Here is a 25,165-nt window from a genome sequence, read left to right as displayed (position 1 = left end):
CCTCAGACAGGTCGATAAGTGGAAAATCACGATCGACGAGGAAAAAGACCGAACCATGAAGCAACGCCGCAAATTTGACCCTGCCTTCAAGCTGGAGGTGGTCCGGATGATCCGGGATCAAGGCCTGTCGGTGGCCGAGGTGTGCCACTCGATGGCCATTGGCGAGACGGCCGTACGGCGCTGGCTGGCCCAGTACGACGCCGAGCTCAAGGGCGAGAAGGGGATTGGTAGGCCGCTGACGCCGGAGCAGCAACGCATCCGTCAGCTGGAGGAAGAGAACCGGCGCCTGAAGGAGGACAACCTGATCCTAAAAAAGGCATCGGCCTTCTTCGCCCGCGAACTGAAGTGATGTATCACGCAGTCAGTGGTTTGCAGAAGGAGGCCATTCCCCTGAGCCGCGCCTGCCTGGCGCTGGGTGTCAGCCGCGCTGGCTATTATGCGTTCTTGCGCCGCCCCGGTGGCGACGCCAAGCGGACCAGACAGATGGTGTACGTGCGCGCCGCATTCGAGGCCAGCGGGCGCACCTATGGCAGCCGGCGGGTGGCGCGGGATGTGAGCCGGCAAGGGGTCAAGATCGGCCGGTATCGCGCTCGCACGCTGATGCGTCAGGCCCATCTGCGTCCGGTGTGGAAACGCAAATTTGTGGCAACGACCAACAGCCGGCACGACCGGCCGGTCGCGCGCAACGTGCTGGATCGACAGTTCAGACCCGCGGCGCCCAACCAGGCGTGGGTGTCGGATATCACGTATATCCGCACGCTAGAGGGCTGGCTGTACCTGGCGGTGGTGCTGGACCTGTACTCCCGCAAGGTCGTGGGCTGGTCCATGGCCGCGGCCATGCCGTCCACCCTGGTGGTAAGCGCGTTGCAGATGGCCATTGCGCACCGCAAGCCGGGGCCGGGTCTGATCGTGCATTCGGATCGTGGCAGCCAGTACGCCAGCGACGAGTACCAGAGCTTGCTGGCGCGTCACGGGATGGTCTGCAGCATGAGCCGCCTGGGCGACTGCTGGGACAACGCGGTGGCCGAACGCTTCTTCCTGAACTTGAAAATGGAGCGCGTGTGGCAGCGCCGCTACGCCGACCGGGCCGAAGCCCGGCGCGACATCATGCAGTACATCGTTGGCTTCTATAACCCCATGCGTCTGCATTCGACACTGGGGTATGAGTCGCCGCAGGATTACGAGGACAAGTTCAACCAGACCACCTTAACGACTGTCTGATAAAACTTGACCACCGCACTGAGTTGTGGCCGCTATCGCATCGACCGCCGTCTCCACGCGCCAGAGGCGAAACGCCGCAATCGCATCGGCCGGATCCGGCACAACACTGTTTGACACACCGGCTACCAGACTATGGTTGCTCTCTTCGGCAGTTTTCATGTTGCTTAGGTCCATTGGCCTATCGGGCATTCGTACTCTGAGCGCGCAATAGCTGGGCCTCGATAGACGGGCGCATCTCTACTCGTGTCTGGGCCGCCAACAGCTGGCCAAGAGCTACGCCAACCTTCTCCATCATTCGCAGATTCTGCAGTTGCAACTCGTTGGAGTAGGCCTGCATGAAAACCATCTCGCGCTGCAGCTTCTCCGGGCTCGCCTCCGCTGCCATGGCGATTACCCAGTAGGGGTTACGGAAGCGCCGACCCGACTCGAAGTCCATCATCTCCGCGAGGCTCATCGCGCCATTCTTGGCTTGCTTGGATGCGGTCATGTCGAAGTACTTGGCGGCGTGATCTGCCTTCTTGATCTCCTGCACCAACTGGTTGCTGCCGGGGAAAGGCATCCGAGAGGCGATCAAATCGAACTGGATCTTTTCGGCTGCGCTCATGTTCGCCTGATACATCTTCTGCAGGGCGATATAGCTCTTGCCCTGCTCGCTGGCCGCCTCGGCTTTGGTTATGTTCTGCGGAGGGTGTGGATCGAGCGACAGCCTGGCGTAAGCGCGTGCCGCCTCCTCCTGTTCCGCCGAGAATGTCAGCTCAGGATCCTTGCCCGGCTTGCCGGCCCCCGTGAGGATCGATTCGACGTTCGCGTCGGCATCTGGCATGGTTGAAGCATTACAGCCCGCGTAACCCAAACGCTGTTCAACTGCGTTGCAGTACTTCGCCATATGGATGGCGTGCGACTGCCTACGTGCAACCTCGGGCGACGGGAAAGGATCGTTCAGCGCTTTACTAAGCACGGGGCTCGTTACCGCGGCCCCCCCGCCGCGCTTGTACCCTGACGATTTGCCACCCGTCGCAATCGTTGCCTGGCCCGCGTAGTTACCGCTCGAGTTCGAACATGGGTCAATGGGCAGCTCCGTCTCCCGTTCCACACGCTCCTTCTCGGCTCGTCGGCTCACCTCGACCTCCAGTTCGCGCTGCTGGTTGGCCGATTGCACAACAGCGTCGGAAACCTTCGATCCCACATTCGCCAAGTTGGTACTGAGCAGATTGATGGCATTAGTAATTGTTGCCCCAAGTGAGCTTGACGTACTAGTGATCGTCGTAGAAATCATGGTACTTGCCGCCTGGACTGCACCAACGACGCAGCGGGCGGCACTAGGTAGTCCTCGAAGTCCTTGAACTGGCGCGACCCCTGTAAACCATCGAGTTGTACCCAATGTTCGAGTATGCATGGCTGCCTCCTGAACAGCGTTGTCGCGCCAGCTGGCGGCCGACGGCATTCTAGGTGCAGACGACGGCGCCTCCATGCGGCGAGCGGCCCATGCGGCATAGTCGGCTACGTAATCGGCAAAGCGGGATTGATCCACGCAGGCCAGCACTTTGTTTTCGTTCTTCATGATCGTGTCTCCTATCAATGGCCCATCAGCATGTCGTCGGCACCGTCTTTGTCATGCACGGCGAACTTGTCCACCAGTGTGGCGCTGGCTTCGTTCAGGCCGATGACTTCGACCTCGGTGGCTTCACGGCGGAACTTGATGACCACCTTGTCCAAGGCGCTGACGGCGGTGATGTCCCAGAAGTGGGTGCGGCTCACGTCGATACGCACCTTCTCGATGACTTCTTTGTAGTCGAAAGCATTGATGAAGCGTTCCGACGAGGCGAAGAACACCTGGCCGGTGATGGTGTAGGTGCGCACGCGGCCTTCGTCTTCCGTGCGAGAGGTGACGCGCAGAATCTGGCCTACCTTGTGCGCGAAGAAGAAGCCCGACAACAACACGCCGACCAGCACGCCCTTGGCCAAGTCGTGGGTGCCGACCGTCACCACCACGGTGGCCAGCATCACCATGCTGGAGCTTTTTGGGTGCTCGCGCAGATTGCGGATAGAGGCCCAGTTGAAGGTGCCGATGGACACCATGATCATCACCGCGACCAATGCGGCCATCGGAATGCGGGCCACCCAGTCACCGATGAACACCACCATCAGCAGCAAGAACACGCCAGCGGCCAGCGTGGAGAGACGACCACGGCCACCGGATTTCACGTTGATGACCGACTGGCCGATCATGGCGCAGCCCGCCATGCCACCCAGGAAGCCGGTAGCAATATTCGCCACGCCCTGACCCACGCATTCGCGGTTCTTGTTGCTGTTGGAGTCGGTCAAGTCATCGACGATGGAGGCCGTCATCATGGATTCCAGCAGGCCGACGACCGCCAAGGTGGCCGAGACCGGGAAGATGATTTTGAGCGTTTCGAGGTTCAGCGGCACATCGGGCAGCAGGAACACTGGCAGGCTGTCGGGCAGTTTGCCCATGTCGCCCACGGTGCGAATGTCGAGGCCAAGGAAGATTGCCACGCCGGTCAGCACGACGATGGCGACCAGCGGCGACGGCACGGCCTTGGTGATGTAGGGGAAGCCGTAGATGATGCCAAGGCCTGCCGCCGTCATGGCATAGACATGCCAAGTCACATTGGTTAGCTCGGGTAACTGCGCCATGAAGATCAGGATGGCCAGCGCGTTGACGAAGCCGGTGATGACCGAGCGAGAGACAAAGCGCATCAATGCACCGAGCTTGAGCCAGCCCGCGAGAATTTGCAGCACGCCGGTCAGCACCGTGGCAGCCAGCAGGTATTGCAGGCCGTGGTCTTTGACCAGGGTCACCATCAGCAGCGCCATCGCACCTGTGGCCGCAGACACCATGCCAGGGCGACCGCCTGCAAAGGCAATGATCGCGGCAATGCTGAATGAGGCGTAAAGGCCGACCTTGGGATCGACGCCTGCAATGATCGAGAAGGCAATTGCCTCGGGGATCAGTGCTAGCGCGACGACGATGCCCGCTAGTAAGTCGTTTCGGACATTGGAAAGCCAGTCCTGGCGTAAGGATTTCATCATTCTTCTATTCCGTGTGGTTGCCAGCCAGTGGTGGCAGTTGGGGCGAACGCAAGCGCGTCTTACCGGCCAACGGAATAGAGAACGAACCCCGAGTGATCCGGGGCCAGCAAGACGCAGTGAATCGGACGTGCAGCCTCGTGCGAGCGTGTGTGTATTTGAAGCTGGCTCGCAGCGAGAAAGAGGCTTACACGGGTAGGAACTCCGATAGTCGGTTTGCTGGTTCTTTTGGGAGGGGACATTTTACCTTCTTTGCGGCGGTGCAGCAACAATAATGTCAGTCTGAGCTATGCCTCAATCTGACGGTAGCGAGTCGCAGGCGTTCGGATCGGCATCGGTTTCGTTCCCTGTCTTGGCACGCGCTTCGAAGCGTTGATAACACTCCAACCCGCAGAAGTGCTCGACGTATTCCGCGCCTTCCGGGGTGAAGGCGGCATCGAGCGGGATTTCCTTGCAGCACACGCAGCAACTGGTGGTGGTCGAGTCACTTGCATTCATGGTGGCACCCCTCCATTGACTGACGAAGACGGCGAATGCCGCCGCCGGCATTGGCTTCGCGAACAGGAAGCCTTGTCCTGTGTCGCAGTCCGCTTGTCGCAATAGATCAAGACTCGCCGATGTTTCCACGCCTTCAGCCACCACATCCATGCCCAGCCCGTGCGCAAGCTGAATCACGGTGTGCACGATGGTTTGGTCGCGGCGGTCGTTGGCGAGCCCGGCGACAAACGATTGGTCGATCTTGAGCGTGCTGATTGGGCAGCACTTCAGATGTTGCAGACAGGAATACCCCGTCCCGAAGTCATCGGCGGCGAAGCGCACACCGATCTGCCGCAAGGCGTCCAGGGCGGGGAAGATCGCCGGATCACCAAACGCGACCGATTCGGTCAGCTCGATTTCGAGATACTCGGCGGGCAACTCGGCATCAGCCAGCACGCCCTTTACCCACCCGTCGAAGTCCGGTCCCACTTGGCTCGCCGAAACATTGACGGCCAGCCGGAACGGTCGCCATGCCAGCATTCGCCAGTCACGCATCTGGCGGCAGGCTTCGCCCAGCACCCAAGCGCCGATTTCAGGCATCAGGCCGGACGATTCGACCACGGGCAGGAACTGGCCCGGTGGCAATAGTCCAAGCGTCGGATGACGCCAGCGCAACAGGGCTTCCGCGCCGACAATCCCACCACTGCGCAGATCGACGACGGGCTGGTAGTGCAGTTCAAGCTGCCCGCGCTCGACCGCTTGGGCCAGTTCCGGCGTCGTCCATCCATCCGGCCGGAAAGCGCTCATTCTCTTTCCCTGAATGCCCGCAACGCCCGCGACAGGGACAGAAGGAACAGGCCGGTCAAACCGAGCGCCGCGATGACCCAATGCTCGCCGAGGAAAGCACCGGCGGTTGTGCCGGCCAGCACGACAGCGAGGATGGGCAGGTGGCAGGGGCAAGTCAGCACAGCCAGTCCGCCCCACAGGTAGCCGGTGATCGGTTTGTGCGTCTCGGACGGCAAGCGCTCGGGGTTGTTCATGGCAGACTCTCCGCGTGCTGTGCCGGCTCGGTCGGCAGGGTGGCCAACTGCACTTCCAGATCGGCCAACGCTTCGCGCCGACGCTCGACGAACTGACGCAGCAGGGCAAGCTGCGCGGCCGCTTCGTCGCCGTCCGCCGCATCCAGCGCCCGGCACAGCCGCGCCAGCGCGTCGAGGCCGATGCCCGCCTCGAAGGCCGCCCGCACGAAGCACAGCCGTTGCAAGGCGGCGTCATCGAACAAGCCGTAGCCGCCTGGTGTGCACGCCACCGGGCGCAGCAATCCGCGCAGCAGGTAGTCGCGCACGATATGCACGCTCACCCCGGCATCAAGAGCCAGCCGGGACACCGTGTAGGCGTTCATTGAACACCTCCTTTTTCTCACCCGGCGCAGCAGGAAAGCTGCTTCACATCCTTGTTGAAGGTCTGCGCCGCGAGCTTCAACCCCTCGACCATCGTCAGGTAGGGGAACAACTGGTCGGCCAGTTCCTGCACCGTCATGCGGTTGCGAATGGCCAGAGCCGCCGTCTGGATCAGTTCACCCGCTTCCGGCGCGACCGCCTGTACGCCGATCAGCCGATGGCTGCCTTCCTCGATAACCAACTTGATGAAGCCGCGTGTGTCGAAGTTGGCGAGCGCACGCGGCACGTTGTCCAAGGTCAAGGTGCGGCTGTCGGTCTCGATCCCGTCGTGGTGGGCTTCCGCCTCGCTGTAGCCCACGGTCGCCACTTGCGGATCGGTGAACACCACGGCCGGCATTGCGGTCAGGTCGAGCGCCGCATCGCCGCCGGTCATGTTGATCGCGGCACGGGTGCCGGCCGCTGCCGCCACATAGACGAACTGCGGCTGGTCGGTGCAGTCGCCGGCCGCGTAGATGTTCGGGTTGCTCGTGCGCATGCCTTGGTCGATGACGATGGCACCTTGCGCATTGACAGTGACCCCCGCTGCGTCCAGCGCGAGGCTGCGCGTGTTCGGTGTCCGACCGGTGGCAACCAGCAGTTTGTCGGCGCGCAATTCACCGTGCGTGGTGGTCAGCACGAATTCACCGTCCATATGGGCGACCTGGCTGGCTTGCGTGTGCTCCAGCACCTCGATGCCCTCGGCACGGAAAGCGGCTGTCACCGCCTCGCCGATGGCCGGGTCTTCACGGAAGAACAAGGTATTGCGCGCCAGGACCGTGACCTTGCTGCCCAGCCGGGCAAAGGCTTGCGCCAGCTCCAGCGCCACCACCGACGAGCCGATTACGGCAAGGCGTTCGGGAATGGTGTCGCTCGCCAGGGCCTCGGTGGAAGTCCAGTAGGGTGACTCTTTCAAGCCCGGAATCGGCGGGACCGCCGGGCTGGCACCCGTGGCGACCAGGCAGCGGTCGAACATCACGACGCGCTCGCCACCCTCGTTCAAACGGACGGTAAGGCTCTGGTCGTCCTTGAAGCGCGCCTCACCGTGCACAACGGTGATGGCCGGATTACCGCCCAGGATGCCTTCGTACTTGGCGTGCCGCAGTTCGTCGACGCGGGCCTGCTGCTGGGCCAGCAGCTTACTGCGGTCAATCGTAGGCACAGTTGCCGCAATACCGCCATCGAACGGGCTTTCCCGGCGCAGATGGGCGATGTGGGCGGCGCGGATCATGATCTTGGACGGCACACAGCCGACATTGACGCAGGTGCCGCCGATGGTGCCGCGCTCGATCAGCGTGACCTGCGCGCCTTGCTCGACGGCCTTCAGCGCCGCCGCCATCGCGGCTCCACCGCTGCCAATGACCGCTACCTGCACCGGGGGCTCGTTGCCACTGTGCTTTTCGGCGGCGGCCATCCATCCCCGCACCTTGTCGAGCAGTCCGACGCGGTTGTCCGCCAGTGGCGCATCGGCTAGCGTTGCCTTGTAGCCCAGTCCGGCCACGGCGGCAGTCAGCGCGTCCGGCGATGTGCCCGGCACGATGGCGAGTTGCGCTGTGCCCTTCGGATAGGACACCAGCGCCGACTGCACGCCTGGCACTTTTTCCAGCGCTTCCTTGACGTGCGCCGCGCACGAGTCGCAAGTCATGCCGGTGATTTTTAGATGGGTCATGCAACAGATCCTTTATCGTTTGTGGCGCCAGACAATGACGTCCGTTGTGCTGCGGTGCCGTTTTCAGTGACTCACTGCTTGACGCTGGACGGATAGCCCGCGTCTGCGGTTGCCTTGGTCAGCTTCTGCACGCTGGTCTTGGCATCGTCGAAGGTGACGACCGCTTGGCGTGTCTCGAAAGTCACGTCAACTTTGCTGACGCCTTCGACCTTGGAAATCGCCTTCTTGACAGTGATCGGGCAGGCGGAGCAGGTCATGCCCGGTACGGACAGCGTGACGGTCTGGGTGGCGGCCCAGACGGGGGCAACAACGGCGGCGAGGGCGAGGGAGGCAAACAGTTTCTTCATGGTGAACTCCGATCAGTAGAAAAATGGCATGACGTAGGGAAATCCGAGCGCGACCAGAACCAGCGCGGCCACGATCCAGAAAATGAGCTTGTAAGTAGCTCGCACTTGGGGAATCGCGCAGACCTCACCCGGTTTGCAGGCCGCTGCCTGCCGGTAGATGCGCCGCCAGGCGAAGAACAACGCCACCAGCGCCACGCCGATAAAGATGGGGCGATAGGGTTCCAACACCGCCAAGTTGCCGATCCAAGCGCCGCTGAACCCCAAGGCGATCAGAACCAACGGCCCGAGGCAGCAAGCCGAGGCGAGGATGGCGGCAAGCCCTCCAGTGAAGAGCGCGCCGCGCCCGGTTTTTGGTTCAGACATGCGCTTGTCCTTTCGAATTGAAATTGGATAGCGTAACCTTACTTCCGTACTCATGTACGGAGTCAAGCGATATGGAAAACAATTTGGAGAACCTGACCATTGGCGTTTTCGCCAAGGCGGCCGGGGTCAATGTGGAGACCATCCGTTTCTATCAGCGCAAGGGCTTGTTGCTGGAGCCTGACAAGCCCTATGGCAGCATCCGCCGCTATGGCGAGGCGGATGTAACGCGGGTGCGCTTCGTGAAATCAGCCCAGCGGCTGGGCTTCAGCCTGGATGAGATCGCCGAGCTGCTGCGGCTGGAGGATGGCACCCATTGCGAGGAAGCCAGCAGTCTGGCCGAGCACAAGCTCAAGGACGTGCGCGAGAAAATGGCTGACCTGGCGCGCATGGAGGCCGTGCTGTCTGAGTTGGTGTGCGCCTGCCATGCGCGAAGGGGGAACGTTTCCTGCCCGCTGATCGCGTCACTACAGGGTGGAGCAAGCTTGGCAGGTTCGGCTATGCCTTAGCGTGCTTTATTTTCCGTTTTCTGAGACGACCCCCTGACGGCAGCCCGGCGCTGGGTACAGTGGCGTAACCCCTTGCTAAGCCCACCGGAGGCCGGGATTGCCGCTGACGGCATGAGCGCGCTTGCCCCGCTTGGCAACGGGGGCACGGTATAGTATCGACGGGGTGGCAACGTCGGGAGCATCGGATGCGAACAAGAATACGGAAGTCGGGCAAGGGCGCCTCGCTCCGGCTCCCGGCCGAGATCGTGGCAGCGACCAGGGATGAGTATGACGTAGAGGCTCTGATCACCGGCATCACACCTGAAAACCGCCACGGTGAAGTGGATTTCGGCCCGGCCGTGGGCCAAGAACGGCAGACATCCGGCCATCAAACGACGTCTGCCAAGCCCCATTCACCGAGCAGACGCCGGCCATGATGGCTGCGGGCACAGCGGCTCCTCTTCCAGGCTGCTATACAATCGATGCATGAAACCCGTGGATGGCTCGCGCATACGCTATGGCGACCAAGTGCGCCTTGCGTTGATTGATGGCCATCACTATTCGATGGCTGAGGCGACGCGCGCTTGTGGTTTGTATGGTCGGCTGATTGAAACAGGGCACCGCCTCGCCAGCCCGGCGTCACTCGTAGCGGTGCAGATCGCGCGCCGCGACCGCGCTGCCGCCAGTGCCCTGCAGCTGGAACGGCGCGTCAAGGCGCCTCCGCGTCGACCGTTTTAGCCCGCCTGCCGTCACAGGCGGCTTTTTTGTCGCCCCACCGTACCGGCAGCCGATCGGTGCGCTTCATCCCTGGCCGCACCAGCCTACTCGCTACGGCCGGCTGTCCCAGAACATCCGCGGAACGCGACCACGATGCCCAACTGATAGCTGCCGGCCCGGTCGGTGCCCTGATTTCGGGCTGGGATTTGACCGTAGAGGGTTGGCGGCCGCCGGCGGTCCCTCGTGCGCCCGGCCCGCCAGCGCCGCCCCCTCACCCTCGACCCCGGTGGTCGGCCGATCGCCAATGCAGAAGCGACGCCCCCTGTTCATCGCTGCGCAAGCGCACACAGTAGAGGGGGTCCTGGCGGTGGGAAGGATGGCTGCCGGCTTCAATATCGTCCAGCCAGCGCGTGATGGCGCGATGCTCGCTGTCGATCTCCCAACGCGCGGCAGTCCGGAACAGTTCAAGCAAAGGGGAGTCCCGATTCCATTCGCAGCAGGGCCATACCGATTGCATGGTGTATAGGTAACCGTCTGGGGACACCTGCGCCCCCTCCTTATAGGAAAGCACGCCAGCATCGCGCATCGCATGCGATTCCTTTAGAAAGCGATACATCTCTTGCTGCGCGAGCCGCGAGGGCAGCGCCCTGCCCCGGCTTCCCCAGTCTAGCTCTAGGTCCTGCACCGCCACTTCAAACGGGCATTGCACCGGCTCTTGCCCCAACTCATCAGGCTGGGTCTTGATCCAACAGAACGCGCCGAACCCGGCCTTGACGCGCTCCCACCGACACCCGCAGGTGCCATGGCGCTGCCTGATCTGCTGCTGGACGGACTGGCAGTACCACGCTGGAGAGCCTTCGGACGTATCGCCGGTATCCTTATAGAAGGCAAACAGGGAGTCAAACCGCAAGCCACGCCCGCCAAGACGTGCCAGCTCGCGACTGACTGCGCCCGGAAATCGGGTCTGATGGACGATCCAAGTGTCACCGCAGTCGGCAAACAGCGGCTCGAGCTCGGTGGGCAGCGGGGCCAGCGTGCGCAGCTGGCCAATGGCCTGGGCCATCGCGACTTTGCCACGATGCGTACCTGCCTCGGACCGCCACAGCTCGCCAGCCTGCATCCGCTTGGCGGCTTCGCACGCGTCGTGCACCCACGATGCCAGCATCAACAGAGCGCCGGGCTCGCGCGTCGGGAATGCCGGCGCGAAGTCCGGCCAAGCGGCGCAATGCCCTTGCATCAAGCGCTTTAACTCCCGTATGCGGCGGGCCCCTATGGTGCCGGTCCCGTCGGCCGGCACTGTGGTCAGCGCCACCCGATGTACGGGGCAGTTGGCCAACCACGGCATCTCGTGCAGGTAGCTGTGATAACCATGTTGCGCACAGGCTGCGCAATACCGAACGCTCGCTTCGTGGCTGTCGACCGGAGGGGGCGCATAGGTGCCGCACTCCTGCAAATCGAGCGTCTGTTGGAGTACGTCGGCCAACCGCGCCGGGTTCTCGCGCAATAGCGATGACACCCGCGCGACGTCATCATCGGAGGGAAATCCCGGATGGTGTGGCTCGATTCCCAGGAACGCGGAGCCGGCTCGCGCGGAAATGCGATTGAACGCGCAAAACCTGGCGACCAACGAAAGCGCCGACTCGTAGGGCCGCAGATTATCTGGCCACCAATTGATCGAGGGATAGCTCGCCACCGCTAACTGCCCGCGGCGATGATTCTCATGTGGTCAGAGAAGTTGGTCTTGGCCAATTCTCTGAGCCAATTCTCGTAGCAGGTCGCCTCATCCCAGTCCATGCCGCGGGCCAGTTGGAACAGCACGCTCTCGGTCGCCTTGGCAACGTGTTGCATCGGAAACTCATGCCGCCGTCGCGCCTGCTGCGGTGACAACTCGACCAGGGCGTTCCAGAGAAGCTTGGCGCTGCCGGCCAGCCGGCGCCCGCGGGCAAAGTCCTCTGGCGCAAAATACGCCAGAAACGGCACCCCGCTGTCGACCGGCCATTCGGAGTCGACGTCATAGCCGTTCAGCACATACTCGATCTCCTGCACCGAGCGCAGACCGTGAAAGCGCGCATGGGCTGCCATGAAGCGGGCGGCCACATGCGCGTTGCCGGTGCTGGCCATGTATTCATGTCGATAGTTCAATTGATGCGTGCCGACCGAGAAGACGCTGAGCAGGTAACCGTCGTAATCGAGATCGTTCTGCAGGCCCACCAGCCACTTCCACTCGCGCAGCGTCAAATCCTGCGCTTCGTCAATCAACAAGACGACATAGTTGCGACACGCATTGTTGGCGATGGCAATGAAGCGTTGCCGACAGAGATAGGCCGCCTCGACCCGCTTGGGCACCTTGGCCGGGTTGACGAACTCGAAGTGCGACGCCATCAGAATCTGATGCCAGAACGCCGCTTCGTTGGAATGACTGTCGGGGCGTCGGCTCCATACCACCAGGGGCACGACTGCGCTAAATCGCTCCTCCAGCACCTTGCCGACATACCACTGCACGCAACGCGACTTGCCGAGCCGCGACGCACCATAGATATAGCCGCCCGGGCGCTGCTGATCGATCCATTCGCCCATCTGCTCGATCATGGCATGCATCGGCGGCGTGTAGATCGCATACTGCTTGGTCACAATGCAGTGACGCGGATCGATGCGCTCGGGCAGCGAGAACGACACGTTCTACTCCGTTCGCGCCATGCGCCGCGGGGGAAGCTCACCCTTCCCATCCGTGCCCGGGTCACCGGTTGTGTCAGCCCGTGTCACGGCCGGCGCGACCTCGGGCGCCTCCCCACCTCGGGATGACCCGCCGCGACCGCGCTCCAGCGCGGCATCAAGCATCACGGCGCCAATGGAAAGCTGGGAGGCCGCCGCCAAGATGCGCCTGGCTTCCAGGTACGCCGGATGAACCGGGAGCTTCTTGTGCGGCTGCGTCTCGACGTACTGGATGAAGGCTTCGATCGCATCGCCGCCGGGGGAAATCGCAAACTGGCCTCTGGCACAAGCGCGGCAGATGGCCGCGCGTACCGCCAGGCTATGCGGCGATAAGTGCCATGGCGGCGCTGCGCGCAGCACCCCCAACGGCACACCATCGAGCGTTGAGGCCAGCGCAACGCGGCAATCGTCCTCTTCATGGCAGATCACCCAGATCTCGGTGCCCACCAGATCCTGCCGGTTGTGCAGTACCTCGTTGCTGTAGCGGCCATAATGGAAGGTCACGTACGGTGCCCGCCCCACCGCCGCGCCGCCCCTGACCACACAACGCCTTCTCACGCTAAACAAGCCTTGCATGGCGGCGGCATCCACCCGGCGCCACGTCTCGCCGCCATGCCGATGCAGGAAGGCCGCATACTGCAAGGGCGTCCGGTTGCCAATGCCGCGGTGAGGGGTAGCGTTATAGTTGGCGATCAGCACGCCCAACAGCTCTTCGGCATATTCGTACTGGAAGCGGCTGGCCAGCGCCACGCCGTCTGGCTCACGGCCCTGCCGATCTTGCGGCTTCGCCCCGGTCGTGTTGGTCAAGCGCTGAAAGCCACGTCCGGCGAGGTTGCGGAAAAACGACTCAATGAACGGGCGATCGTCTTTGCTTCGTCGTGCCGCGAACGAATTGCGCGGCTCCAGCAGGGTCGAACCCACGGCCTGTTGGAGCGCAGCGCGAACGTGCTGGCAGGTTTCCGCCAGTGCGCCGTCGACGCTGGTTTCATCCCAACACAGCCCCACAAATTCCTCGCCGAGCGAGCCAAGCAGCCCTGCATCAGGCAAGTATGGGGTGTCGGAAAAGGTCACGGGACGCAGCTTCGGCCGGCTCAGTCCGGTCTTGATTGCCCGCAGGACATCGTCTTTCGAGACTTCTCGCCCGGTGCTGAAGTAGTAGCCAACCACCGCGCGCGAGACCACCTCGAGGATCACAATCACCCAGAGCCGGTGCACGATCTTCTCCGTGAAGCCGCCGCCGGCGAGCGGCAGCGACACGCAGAAGCGACCGTCCAGTTTGTGCGCGTCCATTTCGACCCGCTGCATGAACCGCAGGGCCGGCCGACCGGATCCATCGCCGGCTTTCAGCTTGCGCACCAGATCGGCTCCCCCGATGCTGGCTGCGAGCGATTTCGGGTCCGAGGACAGCACCTGTTCAACGAAGCGACAGATCGTGAAGTAAGCGCGAGTCGATGTATTGAACGGCCAGTCGCCGCGCGCCTCATAGCCGCGCTCGCGCAGTTGGTCAAGAAACCACAGCCAATGCCGTCGGGGCGATCGCCTGGCCTCGGATAACCGTTTGGACGATGGGCTAGAGCGAATCCGGGATTCGAATGACAGGCGCAGTTCCGGGTGCGCATCCAGCGTGGCTTGCAGCGCTCCGGCTGCCCCGCCGCCGAACCGGTCGACACGGATTTTCGTGCGGCGGCGGTATGGCCGTACTCTTAGCCACGGCACCAAGCCACGCCAACCATACGGCTGGCCATCTGGATGCGCCTGAAGACAACGCTCGGAAATCAAACGATAAACTTGCTTGTCACTGAACGAGGTCAGACGCTTGATGGTGTGGGCGTCGGCGCCGGAAAGATAAAGCTGGACCGCGTGTTTTCTGGAAAAGTACAAGGCGCGCCGCGGATCGTCGAGCGCGCCCTCGTCTGGCGTTGGCCAACCCGACGTGTCGACGCGTTGGCCACGAACGACTCGCCCGCCGCCGTAATGTTCATCGTTGCCTGGATCCATGAAGCGGTCCTCGACTTGGCAGGACGGGCGACATTGCCTAGGAAAACGTTTGAACGATAGAAGGCTTGCACGAGAATGCAAGCGACGCATCGGGCCAGGGCTGACACGCAGTCAGGCTAGGCGCGTCTCACAGGAGAAGTCCGTAGTGAACTTGCTACAGCCTTTCCCACCCCGTCTGCCGACCGTCGCTGCGGTCCTCTTCCCGACAGTCGCGCGAGGCTGGCAAACTTCCCCAGGACACCAGCAAGCGAGCGTCGTGCCGGGCGGATACGCCCAGTTCATCGCCTGCCGCTCGATCTCTGCACAGATTTGTTACAATTTTTAACTCGATGAGCCAGCCCTCTTTTCATTGTGAGCGGCAATGGGAAACCCCGACGAACTAAGCAGAGAAGAGCTGTTGCTCCGCCTCATCGAGCGCTACGTCATGATTGGTGGCCGTTACTACCGTGACATACCGGCGGAGCAACAGGCGCAATACCTACCCGACGTCTGCGAGAGCGAATCGTATCGATGTGAACGGTTGCGACAGCTGCTATATGAGCACGGCGCATTTCGAGGAGTGCCCTTCCGAAAGGGACCGATCGAGGTGATGGACGCCTTTATCGCCGAGGGTCCGCAGCGGCTTGCGGCAGAGCGCGAGAGACAGCGCGCCAGTGCCGAAGAAGACGAGCAAATGCGGAACCGACTTCTTGCACGGCAAAGAGAGCGCGAACCTCAGATTGACAAGACCGCAGACAAGCACCGCCGGCTGAGCTGGCTACCTTATGAGTCGGGGCCCAAAGGCCAGATTCTCGACCTCGTCAGTGCAAGCGTCAAGAAGTTGCACGCGGTCCAAATCGCCAAGCAGCTCGAGATGGAAGTAGCCGATGTTCTGGAAGGACTGGCGTCGCTGATCAGGTCAGAACGCATTATTGCGAGGGGCGACGGCACGTTTAAACTGGCAGACGAATAACCTGCCGGGGAGACACGCCCCTTCGCACGCTACCTGACAGACTGAAGATGTAACATGGCCGCCGTACATCCAAAGAACACTTTAAGTTGAACCGTTCAACGGAGTAACAATTTTCTGCAACGTTTGTTCAACTAAATTTGTTACTAGGCAAGCGACAAGCAGCGTCACGCCGTCAGTGCGTGAGTAACAAAATTACGCAAAACAACGGTTGGACGCAGATATGCTGGCTACCGCCATAGGGACTCCAACCGCGCACGATACCGAGCAGCGCCGACAAAGTTTGTCCGGTAAAATGCTCAAAAGCGCCAATGTTGTCTAGAATACTGAACATGCCATCCTTCACCGATACCACCTCTGTTCTGGAACGTCACTTGCTGTTGCAGCTCGGCGATCGCATCAAACGCTTGCGCAAGGCACAAGGCGTCAGCACGGTCGAGATGGCAAAGCGCGTTGGCATCTCCCGGACCACTCTCGCGGCCGTTGAAGCGGGCGACCCGGCGCCTTCCATGGGCACGTATCTTCGCGTCATGTCCGTTTTGGGCGTGGCCGCCGATCTTGCCCTGTTGGTTAGCGATACGTTCCAGCCGCCACCGGAGCACTCCGCGGCCGCGTCATCCAGGCGTCCTGCGCCACAGGTCGAAGTCCGGGTCCGGACGGACTCCAGCCGTCACGAGGCGCAGGACCTCCAAAGCATGGCGCTTCACAAGGAAGCGATCCGGCTGATACAGGATGACCCCGCTCTACTAGCTCGGGCTCAGGAAGTCCTCCAGCGATGGCGCGCACAGGGTGGGTCACGGTCCGATTCACTGTGGTCCGAGTGGGAATCGATCCTTGCGAAGCGATCCTGGCGCAAAGCGCTTGGCCGGACGCGGCGTGCTCAGGAACTCCGCCAGGCCTCTCCTCTGCCCACGGTGTTACCAGACGACGTGCGGCGCAATGTGTTAGCGCAGGTCCAAGCATTGAAGACCGGCGTTATCCTCGGAGAGACGCATGAACCGTGAAGATCTGGAACACATCATCCGAGCGGCTGCCGACATCACGAACGAGTACGAGTTCGTCGTTGTTGGCAGTCAATCGATTCTGGGCCCGATCCCTAATCCCCCGGCGATTTTCACCATGTCGGCGGAGGCTGACATCTACCCGCTCAATGCTATCCACAAGGCGGATGAAATCGATGCCGCCATCGGCGAAGGCTCCCGCTTTCACGAGACTTACGGATACTACGCGCAAGGAGTCGGACCAGAGACAGCGTGTCTGCCGGCCGGATGGCAGAGCCGGTTGCAGCGCATCCAGACGTCCGGCACCAACGGGCGCGTAGCCTATTGCCTGGACGTCCTGGACCTTTTTATGGCCAAGGCTGCCGCGGATCGCGACAAAGATCGCGTCTTTTGCATGGCCTTGATTCAGCACGGCTATGTTTCGCCGGACGCCGCTATCAATCGCGTCAACGACATGCCGATGGAAAGGGCTGCTCAGGGACGGCTACGTGCCCGCATCAAGCGCTGGACAAAGGCCTTGCGCGAACAAGGTCATGAGATTCCCGGCGACGCCGCCTAGATTCCACCATCAGGCAATGCGCTGTGAACAAGTGCGGCTTCGCGCCGGCGCTCCGAGGCCGGCGCAATGGGCAAGCAACATGCTTGTCCCGTGCTGACGTGTGGCGCTACCGCGGACGTTGATGCCGGCGAACGGGCGGGCCAGGACGCAGCGCTGCTGCACGAGCCATCGGAACATCGCACCGGGGATCGACAATGCATTTCATCAGCGCCGCTCATCCCCGCGCCGCTCGTCCTCCTCGCGCCATTGCCGGCGCTGCCGCCGCAGTCGCCTCAACGCCGGCATGCCAAGCCGCCATGCGCGCCGGGCTTGTCCACCCGGATGCGGATCGACCAGCAAGCTCAGGGCGCGCGCGTAGTCGCGCACCAGGCCCGGCGTCCATGCCATGGTCTTGGCACGCTTGCGGATCTGCGCGGCGAGCCATAGTTCGGGCGTCAGCATCGTCGTGAGCAGCAGGCCCCAGCTGTGGCGATGGCCGTGCCGGCGCATCAGCGCGCCCTCCAGTGCCGCCTCCAGCCCCCGTGCCACGCTGACCGCGCAGTTGCGATATGTCAGGTTGTAGGTCGTGTCCGAGCGCCACGCATTCCAGAACCGCTCGAGCCGCGCCGGATCATAATTGCGCAGGTGCACGCGCGCCGTGGAATCGCCGCGGCGAGCGGATTCCGTTACGTAGTCAGGTTCGAACCGCCCTGGCACATCGTTGTCGCTGGACGCACGCAGCGCTTGCGCGACGCGATCGGGGGTACGGTTCAATGGCGTGGCCGGATCGAAGCTGATGTAGATGCCTTCCGGCGATTCCAGCGCGGCATGGCCGGTCCAGATCGCGCCATTGGCGTCGACGGCGGCGATATAGCGGTCGACCACCGGGCGCCGCCGCAGCGGACGCTCGACCGAGCCGGATGGCGTCCAGACATGGACCGTCAGTGCGGGGCCATCCCTGGCGGGAAGCGTCATGGACGGCTCGGGCTGCGAAAACAGCAGCGTCTTCGTGACCTTGTGCACCGGCTCGTGCTGCGCGCCATCACGAACCGGCGGAGAACCGGCTTTCGTCCTACCGCCCTCCTCTGCCCCGGCGCGCCGCCGTCGCGGACCATGCATGAGGCTTTCGATCGTTGCGCTCTCGGGAACGCGCATCGCGCGGTAGGCCAGCATGACCATGCTCCAGCCGCCGAACAACAGCCACAGCGACAGTGCGTAAGGCACGGTGCCCCGATAGTTCGTCGGATAAGGCTGAAAGAAGAACATCGCGATCAGGATCTCGATCGCCCCCATGCCCACGGCGATGCGCCAGCGCGGAAACCGCACCACGCTCGCCGAGACGCATTGCAGCAGGCCATCGAGCAGGAACAGCGTGCCGAAGAGCATCGACAGCCAGAAGTGGCCATGATGATGGCCTGCCAGAACAAGGGAGGCCGCGATTATCAGGGACAGTCCCTTGAACACGCGCATGCTGCGCATGCCGCCCGCGCCGACGAACGCGACCACCAGCGTACCGATGCCGCCGGCCATCAGCAGCAGCGCAAACAGCTCGAGCGGAAAGTAGACGGCGCCGTCCAATCCGTCGATGAACAGCACGATGCCGGCCAGTAGAAAGGCGATGCCGAGCCAGAACATTCCGCGTGCCCGTTGGCGCAGATAGTCGAATCCCAGCATGATCAGCGCGAGCCGGATCATCGTTCCCCCAAGGACGATATGCTCCACGGGGATTCTAGTCACTATGTTGCGCCTGCGCGACCTTGTACTACTATCCTCATCGACGCATGCCGGCCGCGTCCGCGGCCCGCTCCGGCAGGGATTCGGATCTATGGGGGATACCGATGCAGTCTGCAGGCACCCGCTTCATCGTCGTGGCGATCCTCGTCGCCATTGCCTATCTGGCCGTGGGCATGCTGTCGCGCGCCATGGCCGCGAGCGAAACACAGGCTGTCGCCGTATGGCTGGCTTGCGGCGTCAGCTTCGGCGCCTGGCTGGTGAGCCCGCCAGGCATGCGGGCGGCAATACTGGCCGGTACCGTCGTTGCCGCCGCCATCTGGGGCATCGCGGGACACGCCCTGCCCTTCGGCGCCGCGCTCGCATTCTCCGCGATCGAGACTGCCAGCATTGCGATCGGCGCCTGGATCGCCTCGCTTCGCCAACATGCCGCCCGGCCGCTGCAGGCCGCGGCGCTGCTCGTGGCAGGCGCCATCGTCACCAGCGTGGCAGGCGCGACGCTCGCCGTGGAACTCTGGCGCTGGCTGCAACCGGGGGGCGCTATCGACCTGGCCCGCGAATGGCGCGCCTGGGCGTTTTCCACGATCGTCGGCATCCTGCTCGTCGCGCCCGTGATCGTCGGCTTCAAGGGATTTGCCGTCAAGCGTTCCGGGGGCATGCCGATGAAGCAGTTCGGCGCCGGTGCGGCCATGTTCGCGCTGTTCCTGCTGACGACCCTGATCGTCTTCGATCGCAGCGTGCATCAGCGCTTCGGCGACGTGGCGGCGACGCTCACTTACCTGCCGATGCCGTTCCTGCTGCTGGCATCGATGTTCTGGGGCCCGCGCGGCGGCGCCGTTGCCACGCTGGTGGGCGCGCTGCTGATCATCTGGCTGACCGCGCACGGCGGCGGACCGTTTGCGATCCGCGAAGGTTTTCCGGGCGAGTCGGTGGTGGAGGTGCAGGCTTATGTCTGGGTGTGGGCAGTGCTGCTTCTCGCCGGTCGCGCGCTCAACGAGGCGCGACGAACCGCGCTGGCCAAGGCACGCGACTGGCAGCTGCGCTACGAGCGGACGCTGCAGGCCAATGGCGTGGCAAGCGTCGAGTTCGATGCCGTCACCGGCGTCGCGTGGTGGGGAGAATCGGCCGAAGCCGTACTCGGCGCCGAGGCGGCGCAGCTGCGCAATATCCGCGACTGGCTCGACCGCGTCGACGATGCCGACCGGCCACTGGCGCAGGCGGGCTGGGAAGCCGTGTCAGCCGGCCATCGCGACATGAGCACCGATGCGTATGACATCCGGCTCGGCGGACGCGATCTGCATGTGCAGGCGCGCCTTGCACCGGTGAGGGGGCCGGATGGCGCCGTCGAGCGCGTGGCATGCCTGCTGCGCCTGGTCACGCCCGTGGGCGCGGAACGCCATGCGTGAGCCCGGCGTCTTCCTGATCCACGGTCTGGGCGGTACTCAGTACGACCTGGGCTCGATGCACAAGCGGCTCAAGAACGCGGGATTCGTCACGCATTCGCTGACCTTGCCGGGTCACGGCACGAAGCCGGAGGACCTCGTCGACGTGCGCGCGGAGGACTGGCTCGAAGCGGTGCGGGCGAAGTACCACGAAATCATCGGCCAGCATGACGTGCTGCATCTGATGGGCATGTGCATGGGATCGCTGCTGGCGGTGGAAACCGCCAAGCGGGAACGCCATGCCACGGGGAAGCTCGTGGTGCTGGCGCCGCCCGTCTACATCGACGGCTGGGCCACGCCTTGGTATCGCGGTGCGCGCAGCCTGCTCTATCGCGTACCGGGCGTGCCGGCGCGGATGAAGGTCATGGAAGAAGACCCGTACGGCATCAAGAACGAGCAACTGCGCGCCATCGTCAAGGCCAAGTTCGAACGCGGCGAGAATTTCCACTATGGATGGGTGCCGCTCGCCTGCATCCGCGAAGTCGACCGGCTGCGAGGCTTCGTCATGACGGGCCTGGACCGGATCGCCTGCCCGACGCTGGTTGTCCATGCGCGCGAGGACGAGCTGACCAGCCTGCGCTCGGCCACTTACCTCGTCGAACACATCGGCGGCAGGAAGCGCGCCGGCCTGGCCCGCATGGTGGTGCTCGAGGACAGCTACCACATGGTCTGCGTCGACAATGACCGCGAAATCGTCGCCCGCAACGTGCTGGAATTCTTCGATGTCACGGCCGCGGCCTCGCTCGGCATGGGACCGGTGGACGCGGCCATGACGCCCGCCGAGGTGCTGGCGCTGCTCGAAACCGCCCGGCGCCTGCTCGAATCCGGAGACTTCGCGGGCCTCTACGCCGCCGGCATTCCGGACTTTGCGTGGCTGCAACCGGGTGCGAACCGCGCGACGGGCGTCTATCGTGGCGGCAAAGGCCTCGCCCGGCTCAAGGGCTGGGCGATGGGCGAGCCGCCGTTGCACTTCGGCGCCTCCGGCATGCCGAGCCTGAACGCCGGCGTGGCGGTGTTGCCGGCCACGCTGATGGCCGGCGAGGCGCTTGCATCGCCCGGCGTGCTGGCGCTTGCAATGCGCGCCGGCAAGCTGCTGGAGGCGCGCTGGTTTCCCGACGATGTCACGCTGGAAGACCGCTTCTTCGGCGGCGAGCCGGTTCCCGAGGGCCCGAGCCCGCAGGAAAAGGCGTTCTCGGAAGCGGCGGCACTGTCAAAGACGCTGCGCCAGGCGCCGGACAACGACACGCTGCTGGCCCTCTACGCGCTCTACAAGCAAGGCAGCATCGGTGACGTGGTGGGCGAGCGCCCCGGCGTCATGGATGTCGTGGGCCGCGCCAAATACGATGCCTGGGCCGCGCGCAAGGGCATGACGACGCAGGCGGCCATGCAGGCCTACGTCAGCCTCGTGCAGGAGCTGCGGGCCAGGGAGGAGGCGGCGGTGTCGTAGCGGATATCCGTGCATCGAGTTGAACCCGCCTCTCGACAGATTCAATCCTTCAGCTCCTCTCTCAACTTCGGCGCGCCGGTGCGAGGATCCGTCACGGTGACATTCTCCAGCGCCTTGATTCGCCAATCGCCCTCCTGTCGCGTCAGCACCGCAAGGATCACTGTATCCACAGCATGCGGGCCCGCTGGATGAGCCGTTCCAGCCGTCAGTCGACTCCAAAAATGCATCACCACCGCTTCGGGGCCGATGGTCACCACGTGTATCAGTTCGTTTTCGAGCGTGGAATCACTGTAGATCGTTGCGTGAATCGGAGCGTGCATCTCGACAATCGCCTCGACGCCGCGCACGTAGCGCCCAAACCGGTTCACGAATGTCGCATCCTCATGGAACAATGCTGCGAAGGATTCCATATCGTGCCGATTCCACGCGTTCTGAAACGCTCGCAACGCTTCTTCTGGGTGTTTCATATCGCTGGTATCGCGGAACGTTGTAGCGGTTTTTTCTGGCCATTTCATGATAGCAGTCAGCGAAAATCCACGTCGTGATTACGCAACCTGCCTCCGCACCCCGCGCAACCGCCGAACAAGGAACGGAGCAATCAACATCGTCCCCGACGCCAGCAGCAGCCCCGCCGAAATCGGGCTCGACCACAACACCGCCACGTCGCCATTCGAGATGGACAAGGCGCGGCGCAGATTCTGTTCCAGCATTTCGCCCAGCACGAAACCGAGGATCAGCGCGGACATCGGGAAATCCATCTTGCGCAGGATATAGCCGAACACGCCTAGCACCGTCATCAGCACCAGGTCGAAGGTGGTCGCATGCACGGCATAGACGCCGATGGCACTGATCGCCGCGATGGCTGGCACCAGCATCCACATCGGTGTGGACAATGCACGCGCGAACAGATTGACCAGCGGGATATTCAGCACCAGCAGCATCACGTTGCCGATGAACAGCGAGGCGATCAGGCCCCAGACGATATCCGGCTGCTGGGTAAACAGCATTGGACCGGGCGTGATGTTGTAGAGGGTCAGCGCGCCCATCATCACCGCTGTCGTACCCGAGCCGGGCACGCCGAGGGTCAGCATCGGCACGAAGGAGCCGGTCGCCGAGGCGTTGTTGGCCGCCTCGGGCGCCGCCACGCCGCGAATATCGCCGTGGCCGAAGGTTCCGTTGCTGCCGTAGATGCGCTTCTCGGTCATATAGGTGATCGCGCTGGCAATGGTGGCCCCCGCTCCCGGCAGCACGCCGACAAAGAAACCGATCACCGACGAACGAACCGTGCACCACCACGTCTGCGCGGCCTCCCGCGCATTGAACATCATGCGGCCGGTGTTCTTGACCAGTTGCTGCCCTGTCTCGGTATGCTGCTCCAACATCAGCATCAGCTCGCTGACCGAGAAAAAGCCGATCACCACCACGATGAACTGGATGCCCTCGGACAGGTGCACGTTGTCGAAGGTGAAGCGGTACACGCCGCTATTGGCGTCGACACCGACGGTGGCCAGCGTCAGGCCGATCAATGCCGCCAGCAATGTGCGGACCGGCTTGTCGCCAACCATGCCAGCCAGGCACGCGATGGCAAAGATCATCAGCGCGCAGTATTCGGCGGGACCGAAGGCCACCGCCCAGTCGGCAAGCACCGGTGCGAAGATCACCAGGCCGAGGGTGGCAATCACCGATCCGACAAACGAACTCCACGCGGAGATGGACAGCGCCACGCCGGCCAGTCCCTTGCGCGCCATCGGGTAGCCGTCGATCGCCGTCATGATGGCACCGGCGTCGCCCGGCACATTGAGCAGAATCGACGAGATGCGGCCGCCGTACTCGCATCCCATATAGACGGCGGCCAGCAGAATCAGAGCGGTCTCCGGCGGCAGCTTCATCGCATAAGCCAGCGGCAGCAGAATGGCGACGCCGTTGATCGGACCCAGCCCCGGCAGCATGCCGACCAGCGTTCCGATAAAGGCCCCGATCGCGGCCACCAGCAGGTTCGACCATTGCGACGCAATGCCGAAACCATGCAGCAGATGTTCGAACGCGCTCATAGCAGGCCCTCGATCAGGGTGCCGATCGGCAGCGTGACTTCCAGCCAGCGATCGAACAGGAAAAACAGGCTGATGCCCATCAGCGCGCCGGTCGCCACGCAGGCCATCCACCCGCCGCCGAACAGCCGGCCCAGCACGATCGTCAGCAAGGCGGTGGCAATGGCAAAGCCGAGCCACTGGAACACCAGTGCATACGCCAGCAGTGCAGCCACCATGATGGCCAGCCGGAAGGCGCCGCCGCGCTGGGGCCAGGCGACCTTGGGCCCCGGAAAGACAAGCAACCAGATACTGCACAGTGCCATCAGCACGCACAGCAGCAGCGGGAAGGCCCGCGGCCCCACCGGCTCGTAGCTGAACTCGGCGGTAAATCCCGTGGCCACCCACGCGGCGGCGGCGCTCAGCAGCAGCCACGCGATGGCGAAAACGCGATCACTATTCATCGATGTCTCAGGGTGTTTGGGGTGGCCGCGAGCGCGGCCCAAGGGAGATGCCGGGCGTCCCGGCGGCCCGCCTTACTTCATCAGGCCAAACTCGCGCGCCAGCGTCTGGTAGCGGGCGACTTCGGCCTTCACATAGCTGTCCAGTTCCGGGCCGGTCTTGGCAAACGGAAAGAGGCCCCTGGCGTCGAGCGCTTCGCCAAACTGGCGCGAGGCCAGCAAGTTCCGGAACGCAGTGCTCCACCATTGGAACTCGGCATCGGGCACCTTCGGCCCCATATAGAAGCCGCGCACGATGGGCCATTGGACATCGAAGCCCTGCTCCTTCGCGGTCGGAATCGCCGCCAGCTTGCCGGGCAGGCGCTTGTCGGCCAGCACCGCGAGCACGCGGATCTTGCCGGCCTCGAGCATGCCCGCGACCTCGCCGATGTCCCCGGGCACGACCTGCACATGGTTGCCGAGCAAGGCCGTGATGGCCTCTCCGCCGCCCTCGAATGCGACGTAGCGCATCGTGCGATGCTCGACGCCGGCCTGCTTGGCAACGAGCGCCGCCTTCATCCAGTCCTGGCTGCCGACCGAACCGCCCGCGCCAAACACCACCTTCTGCGGATCGGCCTTCATCGCGGCCATCAGGTCCTTCAGCGTCTTGTACGGCGAGTTGGCGGCGACCGCGACCATGCCGTAGTCGGTACCGATGGCGGCCAGCCACTTGACGTCGTCCGGCCCGTATTTGCCGAACTTGCCGTGGGCCAGGTTCAGCAACGAGCCGCTGGAGAACGCGACGATGGCCTGGCCATCGGCCGGCCGCTGTGCCACGACGGCGTTATAGGCGACCGCGCCGATGCCGCCCGGCATATAGGTCACGCGCATCGGGCTCTTCAACTGGCCCCCGTCCTGCAGCGCGGTTTGTGCCAGCTTGCAGGTCAGGTCAAAACCGCCCCCCGGCTTGGCCGGCGCAATGCATTCGGGGCGCGATGGCTGGGCCTGGGCGTTCGTGGACAGCATCGCCCCGGCGGCGAGCATGGCGACGACGAGCTTGGGAATGGCGGTCATGGGGTCTCCTGGTCCGGTCGTTGTTATGGCGCGCGAACAC

Annotated in this window: 25 protein-coding genes; 8 read left to right on the top strand and 17 right to left on the bottom strand. The window is 63.4% G+C overall.

What is annotated here, in order from left to right:
* The first annotated feature begins 31 nt into the window (after window positions 1–31).
* Window positions 32–1,221, top strand: a protein-coding gene (locus KZ686_RS24540) for an IS3 family transposase (protein ID WP_390885778.1) whose coding sequence is annotated in 2 segments (ribosomal slippage) — window positions 32–320 and window positions 320–1,221 — 1,191 coding nt in all. Because the reading frame shifts where the segments join, the coding sequence is not laid out codon by codon here.
* On the opposite strand, the gene KZ686_RS24535 is transcribed toward KZ686_RS24540, so the two are convergent.
* The 9 genes from KZ686_RS24535 to merT form a co-directional block, all read right to left on the bottom strand.
* Complete coding sequence (locus KZ686_RS24535) at window positions 1,207–1,380, bottom strand: hypothetical protein (RefSeq protein ID WP_265633954.1); 174 nt, start codon at window positions 1,378–1,380, stop codon at window positions 1,207–1,209. The two genes, KZ686_RS24540 and KZ686_RS24535, sit on opposite strands and share 15 nt — an antisense overlap.
* Window positions 1,381–1,399: 19 nt before the next feature.
* The gene (gene traW, locus KZ686_RS24530) at window positions 1,400–2,497 is read right to left on the bottom strand and encodes a conjugal transfer protein TraW (RefSeq protein WP_208579254.1); all 1,098 of its coding nucleotides are present in this window, start codon (window positions 2,495–2,497) and stop codon (window positions 1,400–1,402) included.
* Between the two features lie 299 nt (window positions 2,498–2,796).
* The gene (locus tag KZ686_RS24525) at window positions 2,797–4,275 is read right to left on the bottom strand and encodes a SulP family inorganic anion transporter (RefSeq protein WP_238512085.1); all 1,479 of its coding nucleotides are present in this window, start codon (window positions 4,273–4,275) and stop codon (window positions 2,797–2,799) included.
* Window positions 4,276–4,566: 291 nt separating this feature from the next.
* Window positions 4,567–5,556 (bottom strand): DUF3330 domain-containing protein, encoded by a 990-nt coding sequence (locus KZ686_RS25535; protein ID WP_003132006.1) that lies wholly within the window; start codon window positions 5,554–5,556, stop codon window positions 4,567–4,569.
* Window positions 5,553–5,789 carry a broad-spectrum mercury transporter MerE gene (gene merE / locus KZ686_RS24510; protein WP_003132004.1) on the bottom strand — a complete coding sequence of 79 codons (237 nt, stop codon included), beginning with the start codon at window positions 5,787–5,789 and terminating at the stop codon, window positions 5,553–5,555. The genes KZ686_RS25535 and merE overlap by 4 nt, the downstream gene beginning before the upstream one ends.
* On the bottom strand, window positions 5,786–6,151 hold the full coding sequence (merD, locus tag KZ686_RS24505; RefSeq protein ID WP_000995360.1) for a mercury resistance co-regulator MerD: 366 nt from the start codon (window positions 6,149–6,151) through the stop codon (window positions 5,786–5,788). The genes merE and merD overlap by 4 nt, the downstream gene beginning before the upstream one ends.
* A 17-nt stretch (window positions 6,152–6,168) precedes the next feature.
* Complete coding sequence (gene merA / locus KZ686_RS24500; RefSeq protein ID WP_003156770.1) at window positions 6,169–7,854, bottom strand: mercury(II) reductase; 1,686 nt, start codon at window positions 7,852–7,854, stop codon at window positions 6,169–6,171.
* 71 nt (window positions 7,855–7,925) lie between these two features.
* Window positions 7,926–8,201, bottom strand: a complete 276-nt coding sequence (gene merP, locus KZ686_RS24495) for a mercury resistance system periplasmic binding protein MerP (RefSeq protein ID WP_003131987.1) — start codon at window positions 8,199–8,201, stop codon at window positions 7,926–7,928.
* Window positions 8,202–8,213: 12 nt separating this feature from the next.
* Window positions 8,214–8,564: a mercuric ion transporter MerT gene (gene merT, locus KZ686_RS24490; protein ID WP_003131974.1), complete on the bottom strand. Its 351-nt coding sequence runs from the start codon at window positions 8,562–8,564 to the stop codon at window positions 8,214–8,216.
* 71 nt (window positions 8,565–8,635) lie between these two features.
* Here merT and KZ686_RS24485 point away from each other — a divergent pair, with 71 nt between their 5' ends.
* A complete protein-coding gene (locus tag KZ686_RS24485; RefSeq protein WP_003131969.1) occupies window positions 8,636–9,070 on the top strand; it encodes a mercury resistance transcriptional regulator MerR in 435 nt (144 codons plus the stop codon).
* Window positions 9,071–9,535: 465 nt separating this feature from the next.
* The gene (locus tag KZ686_RS24480; protein WP_144425785.1) at window positions 9,536–9,787 is read left to right on the top strand and encodes a hypothetical protein; all 252 of its coding nucleotides are present in this window, start codon (window positions 9,536–9,538) and stop codon (window positions 9,785–9,787) included.
* A gap of 250 nt (window positions 9,788–10,037) precedes the next feature.
* Here KZ686_RS24480 and KZ686_RS24475 read toward each other — a convergent pair whose 3' ends face one another.
* Genes KZ686_RS24475 through KZ686_RS24465 form a run of 3 tightly spaced genes read right to left on the bottom strand, consistent with a single transcriptional unit; the run spans window position 10,038 to window position 14,476 of the window.
* Window positions 10,038–11,459 (bottom strand): hypothetical protein, encoded by a 1,422-nt coding sequence (locus KZ686_RS24475; protein ID WP_174107778.1) that lies wholly within the window; start codon window positions 11,457–11,459, stop codon window positions 10,038–10,040.
* A gap of 2 nt (window positions 11,460–11,461) precedes the next feature.
* Complete coding sequence (locus KZ686_RS24470) at window positions 11,462–12,442, bottom strand: ATP-binding protein (protein WP_053821748.1); 981 nt, start codon at window positions 12,440–12,442, stop codon at window positions 11,462–11,464.
* Window positions 12,443–12,445: 3 nt separating this feature from the next.
* Window positions 12,446–14,476 carry a hypothetical protein gene (locus KZ686_RS24465; protein WP_174107777.1) on the bottom strand — a complete coding sequence of 677 codons (2,031 nt, stop codon included), beginning with the start codon at window positions 14,474–14,476 and terminating at the stop codon, window positions 12,446–12,448.
* A 361-nt stretch (window positions 14,477–14,837) separates the two neighbouring features.
* On the opposite strand from KZ686_RS24465, the gene KZ686_RS24460 reads away from it, so the two are divergent.
* The 3 genes from KZ686_RS24460 to KZ686_RS24450 all read left to right on the top strand — a co-directional run bounded on the left by KZ686_RS24460 (window position 14,838) and on the right by KZ686_RS24450 (window position 16,985).
* Window positions 14,838–15,428, top strand: coding sequence for a hypothetical protein (locus KZ686_RS24460; RefSeq protein ID WP_174107776.1), 591 nt, complete (start codon window positions 14,838–14,840; stop codon window positions 15,426–15,428).
* A gap of 329 nt (window positions 15,429–15,757) precedes the next feature.
* Entirely contained in the window at window positions 15,758–16,429 is a 672-nt protein-coding gene (locus KZ686_RS24455) for a helix-turn-helix transcriptional regulator (RefSeq protein WP_226105647.1), read from the top strand.
* On the top strand, window positions 16,419–16,985 hold the full coding sequence (locus KZ686_RS24450; RefSeq protein WP_149320254.1) for a DUF6036 family nucleotidyltransferase: 567 nt from the start codon (window positions 16,419–16,421) through the stop codon (window positions 16,983–16,985). The genes KZ686_RS24455 and KZ686_RS24450 overlap by 11 nt, the downstream gene beginning before the upstream one ends.
* A 204-nt stretch (window positions 16,986–17,189) precedes the next feature.
* On the opposite strand, the gene KZ686_RS24445 is transcribed toward KZ686_RS24450, so the two are convergent.
* Window positions 17,190–18,659, bottom strand: a complete 1,470-nt coding sequence (locus KZ686_RS24445) for an HdeD family acid-resistance protein (RefSeq protein ID WP_407648635.1) — start codon at window positions 18,657–18,659, stop codon at window positions 17,190–17,192.
* Between the two features lie 212 nt (window positions 18,660–18,871).
* On the opposite strand from KZ686_RS24445, the gene KZ686_RS24440 reads away from it, so the two are divergent.
* Together KZ686_RS24440 and KZ686_RS24435 are read left to right on the top strand one after the other, a co-directional pair.
* Window positions 18,872–20,101 carry an MASE1 domain-containing protein gene (locus KZ686_RS24440; protein WP_265633949.1) on the top strand — a complete coding sequence of 410 codons (1,230 nt, stop codon included), beginning with the start codon at window positions 18,872–18,874 and terminating at the stop codon, window positions 20,099–20,101.
* Window positions 20,094–21,584 carry an acyl-CoA-binding protein gene (locus KZ686_RS24435; RefSeq protein ID WP_265633948.1) on the top strand — a complete coding sequence of 497 codons (1,491 nt, stop codon included), beginning with the start codon at window positions 20,094–20,096 and terminating at the stop codon, window positions 21,582–21,584. Before KZ686_RS24440 ends, KZ686_RS24435 begins: the two co-directional genes overlap by 8 nt.
* Before the next feature lie 41 nt (window positions 21,585–21,625).
* Here KZ686_RS24435 and KZ686_RS24430 read toward each other — a convergent pair whose 3' ends face one another.
* The 4 genes from KZ686_RS24430 to KZ686_RS24415 form a co-directional block, all read right to left on the bottom strand.
* On the bottom strand, window positions 21,626–22,099 hold the full coding sequence (locus tag KZ686_RS24430; RefSeq protein WP_265633947.1) for an SgcJ/EcaC family oxidoreductase: 474 nt from the start codon (window positions 22,097–22,099) through the stop codon (window positions 21,626–21,628).
* 30 nt (window positions 22,100–22,129) lie between these two features.
* Window positions 22,130–23,635: a tripartite tricarboxylate transporter permease gene (locus KZ686_RS24425; RefSeq protein ID WP_265635417.1), complete on the bottom strand. Its 1,506-nt coding sequence runs from the start codon at window positions 23,633–23,635 to the stop codon at window positions 22,130–22,132.
* A complete protein-coding gene (locus KZ686_RS24420) occupies window positions 23,632–24,075 on the bottom strand; it encodes a tripartite tricarboxylate transporter TctB family protein (protein WP_226105656.1) in 444 nt (147 codons plus the stop codon). Before KZ686_RS24420 ends, KZ686_RS24425 begins: the two co-directional genes overlap by 4 nt.
* 72 nt (window positions 24,076–24,147) lie before the next feature.
* Window positions 24,148–25,125, bottom strand: a complete 978-nt coding sequence (locus KZ686_RS24415) for a Bug family tripartite tricarboxylate transporter substrate binding protein (protein ID WP_265633946.1) — start codon at window positions 25,123–25,125, stop codon at window positions 24,148–24,150.
* Window positions 25,126–25,165 lie beyond the last annotated feature (40 nt).

The organism is Cupriavidus cauae, from assembly GCF_026210475.1.
Lineage (GTDB): Bacteria > Pseudomonadota > Gammaproteobacteria > Burkholderiales > Burkholderiaceae > Cupriavidus > Cupriavidus cauae.
This window is presented reverse-complemented; position numbering and strand designations above follow the sequence as displayed.